We start from the raw sequence: 3,455 nt of genomic DNA, 5'->3' as shown, positions 1-3,455 counted from the left end.
CTTCGGATTGAGTTTCTCGTTGAGGAGAAGCGCGATCGCTTGCGGATTCCCTTGTTTCGCTTGCTGAAATAAATTCGAGGGCATGAGAAGAGGAGGAAAGAGGGAAGAACAAAACCTTTAACCTTTCTCCTTTTTACTCTGAGGGTAGAGTTTTTTTCAATGTTTTCTGGCTCATGGGGAAGATGAGATGAGAAAATAAGGAACAGAAGCAGATCGAAAAAACTGATTCTTTATCCCTCACAGTTCATTTTCCATCCCTCACTCATGAAAATTGCCACTTGGAATGTTAACTCAATTCGCACTCGTCAGGCGATCGTGCAAAATTGGTTACAAACTCATCCTGTCGATGTGCTTTGCTTGCAGGAGACAAAAGTTATCGATACAGACTTTCCGAGAGAACCCTTTGAGTCTCTCGGCTATCATCTCTATATATCTGGACAGAAGGCTTATAACGGTGTGGCTCTTTTCAGTAAAAAACCATTGGAAGATGTGAAAATGGGCTTTACAGAAACAGTAGGAACAGAGATCGCGGGAGAGTTTGACGAACAGAAACGAGTAATTTCTGGGGTTTTAGATGATGTGAGAATTATCAATCTTTACGTTCCCAATGGTTCGGCATTGGATAGCGATAAATATGATTATAAATTGCGCTGGTTGAAAGTATTGCGAGAATATTTACAAATCCTGCAAAAAGGCGATCGCGAACTTTGTGTCTGCGGTGATTTTAATATTGCTTTAGAAGACCGCGATATTTACAATCCCAAGGGCAAACAAAAGCATATTATGGCTTCTCCTCCTGAACGTCAAGCCTTACAAGAAGTGTTAAATATTGGCTTAACAGATATTTTCCGCAAGTTTACAGAAGAGACAGGACATTATAGTTGGTGGGATTATCGTCGCGGCGGTTTTCCTAATAATCGCGGTTGGCGTATCGACCATCATTATCTCACTTCTGGACTCTGCGATCGCGCTATGAGTTGCAGCATTGATATTGAACCGCGAAAACTGGAAAAACCCAGCGATCATGCTCCGGTTATTGTTGATATTAAACCTTATTAGAAATAAAGTCTAAATTCATAGCTCCAAATTGTGGGGAGGTTGTCCAACGACGAGCAAGGAACTCACAATTTATACGAAGAGATTAAAAAAGATTGGCTTTTACCAGTCCATTTCAAATCCCATCATTTGAGGAATTAATTGTAAGGTTCCAATTCCCAACTCCTCTGAGTCTAGAGCGCGGGTTTCAAAAAGAGCCAACATATCTTTTAGCTTCGGATCGCCTCGGGAAGCCCCCGTTACGCCCATTGCTAAAACTAACCCGCAATGACCGTTGGTTTTTTCTAAACGTCGCTCCCAATTCTTCTTGGCTTTTAAGTGAGTAATGTCATCGGCGACAAATTCGGAAAAAACATAGAGAACGTTTTCTCCCATTTTCACTAATCCTAAATCGTAGTGGTTTTCAGCTAAAGGGTCTTCTCCTGGGGTAAAGGCGATCGCCTCTATTCCGCCCTCATTTTGAATGCGAACGATCGCCTCTTTCGCTTTGGGACGAGAGGTTTGGATGAGGATAATCGGCAATCCTTCCCCTTCCTCGGGAAAATCACGAGCCTGATTATAAGCCCTCGGATTAGCACGGATTTTTGTGACCGTTGACCACGGCAACACGCCAATACTCACAAAAGAATTGTCAGGAAATAGATCGTCGCGAATTTCTGGTGTATCATCCTCCTCATCATCATCCCCCATATCCAAAAGTTCATCAGTTAACTCCGGTAGTGTCGTTACGCCGATGTCTAAAGTTTTGCTGGGGGAATCTCCTATCGGAAATTCAATGCCATAGCGTTTGTTTAAAGCGGGGATGCGATCTTCATCTTCCATGAGATCGCCATATTCTTCACAAAACCTGACCAATGCTTTGAGGGAAGAATAAACAACAATTGCTTCCTCTTCATCCAAAAAAGGGCGCAATCCTTCATAAGGATGCAAACTCCCAAAAACAGGCATAATCTCATCAGAGGGCAAATCTGCTAAATTGGCATCTTCATCATCAAGATCGAAGTCAGAATCTTCGTCAACTTCATAATTTAGGAATAAACAATCTTGAGACAGAAAGGCACTTTCTAGCGCTTCCATTGATTTTTGTTCGATGGCGGAAGCGCGAAATCGCTTTAAGGAACTTAATGTTCGATAGAGTAATACGCCATATTCTTGTTCCAACATTCCCAGGAGAGAAACATATAACGTTTCAATATCTCCATAGTTGACTTCAAGGGCAAGAATATCGCAATCTTCTAAATATTCCCAAGGGGCAAGCTGCCAAATCTCTTCAGCTACCTCCCGTAACAGCTTGGCATATTGAGGGGGCAAGCGGGGAGGACGGGCATTTTGAAACTCAGAGAAACTGCGAAACAGTTCGTCAATAATGGGCAATTCCGGAACATAATCGATGGCAATATCGAGGTTTTGCAGGGCACCGCGTAAGAAAAATTGAACTTCACGATCGCGCACGACAATTTTTTTCGGTCTGGCTGGTCTTCCTGGGCTTTGGGGACTCTCAATTGCCCGTAGCAAGGTTCTGGCGATCGCCTCAACCCCAATTTCAGGGGAAATAATTTCCATCGCCCGCACCATTCCCTCGGAACCGTCTACCCAGAGAATACAGTCACCACCTTCACTGCCGCGATCCGGTTCGTCGTTGTTTAAGGCGGTAAGCGATCGCCGATCTCCCTCCCAAACGCTAGAAGTTTGAGGAATTTTTTTCAATCGACGCAGGGTATTTGTGGGAAGATTGCTCATCATCAGAAAAATGGGTAGAAACCCTGTCCCGATCGCCATAGCGGAGGACGGCTTTATATTAGTCTCGTATGGAGTTTATCTACTGTAGCGCGGAACAGTCATCAGTTACCAGTCAAATAAACAATAGGCAACGGGCAAAAAGCAAGAACCAATCGCGAGATAGAGAGAAATCGCTATTATGGATAATGTAAAATAGTTTTCAGAACAACAAAATCAAAATTCCCATAATAAATCCTAGGAGCTTTTCTATCCATGACTCAAGCGACTCAAACTATTCAAAAAGGGATTCAACTCACACCGACAGCCCTAGAACATCTATTGGTTTTGAGAAAACAACAAGGAAAAGACTTGTGTTTGCGGGTTGGCGTTCGCAATGGCGGTTGTTCGGGGATGTCCTACCTGATGGATTTTGAAGACCCGGCCAACATTCGCGAAGATGATGAAGTTTACGACTATGATGGCTTTCAGATCATTTGCGATCCCAAAAGCCTACTCTATCTCTACGGTTTGGTTCTCGACTACAGCACGGCTTTAATTGGGGGTGGTTTTGAATTTACCAACCCTAATGCCAACCAAACCTGCGGCTGCGGCAAATCCTTCGGCGTTTAAACCCATCCTCCCCCACCCCCCCCCCCCCCCCCCCCCCCCCCCCCCCCTCC

Annotated in this window: 3 protein-coding genes; 2 read left to right on the top strand and 1 reads right to left on the bottom strand. The window is 44.2% G+C overall.

Annotated elements, in window-relative coordinates; translation table 11 throughout:
• Positions 1-264: 264 nt before the first annotated feature.
• On the top strand, positions 265-1,059 hold the full coding sequence (gene xth / locus VB714_RS15090; protein WP_323225432.1) for an exodeoxyribonuclease III: 795 nt from the start codon (positions 265-267) through the stop codon (positions 1,057-1,059).
• Positions 1,060-1,158: 99 nt separating this feature from the next.
• Here the strand turns inward: xth and VB714_RS15085 are convergent, their stop codons facing one another.
• The gene (locus VB714_RS15085) at positions 1,159-2,796 is read right to left on the bottom strand and encodes a DUF6930 domain-containing protein (protein WP_416309695.1); all 1,638 of its coding nucleotides are present in this window, start codon (positions 2,794-2,796) and stop codon (positions 1,159-1,161) included.
• Between the two features lie 252 nt (positions 2,797-3,048).
• Here VB714_RS15085 and VB714_RS15080 point away from each other — a divergent pair, with 252 nt between their 5' ends.
• The gene (locus VB714_RS15080; protein ID WP_204102679.1) at positions 3,049-3,405 is read left to right on the top strand and encodes a HesB/IscA family protein; all 357 of its coding nucleotides are present in this window, start codon (positions 3,049-3,051) and stop codon (positions 3,403-3,405) included.
• Positions 3,406-3,455 lie beyond the last annotated feature (50 nt).

Origin of the sequence: Spirulina sp. 06S082 (assembly GCF_034932145.1) — a bacterium.
Taxonomy (GTDB): Bacteria; Cyanobacteriota; Cyanobacteriia; order Cyanobacteriales; family Spirulinaceae; genus CCY15215.
This window is presented reverse-complemented; position numbering and strand designations above follow the sequence as displayed.

Bases quoted from the DNA above. Each gene is read 5' to 3' on its own strand.
- VB714_RS15085 (WP_416309695.1), bottom strand. From the start codon at position 2,796: ATGAGCAATCTTCCCACAAATACCCTGCGTCGATTGAAAAAAATTCCT.
- VB714_RS15080 (WP_204102679.1), top strand. From the start codon at position 3,049: ATGACTCAAGCGACTCAAACTATTCAAAAAGGGATTCAACTCACACCG.
- xth (WP_323225432.1), top strand. From the start codon at position 265: ATGAAAATTGCCACTTGGAATGTTAACTCAATTCGCACTCGTCAGGCG.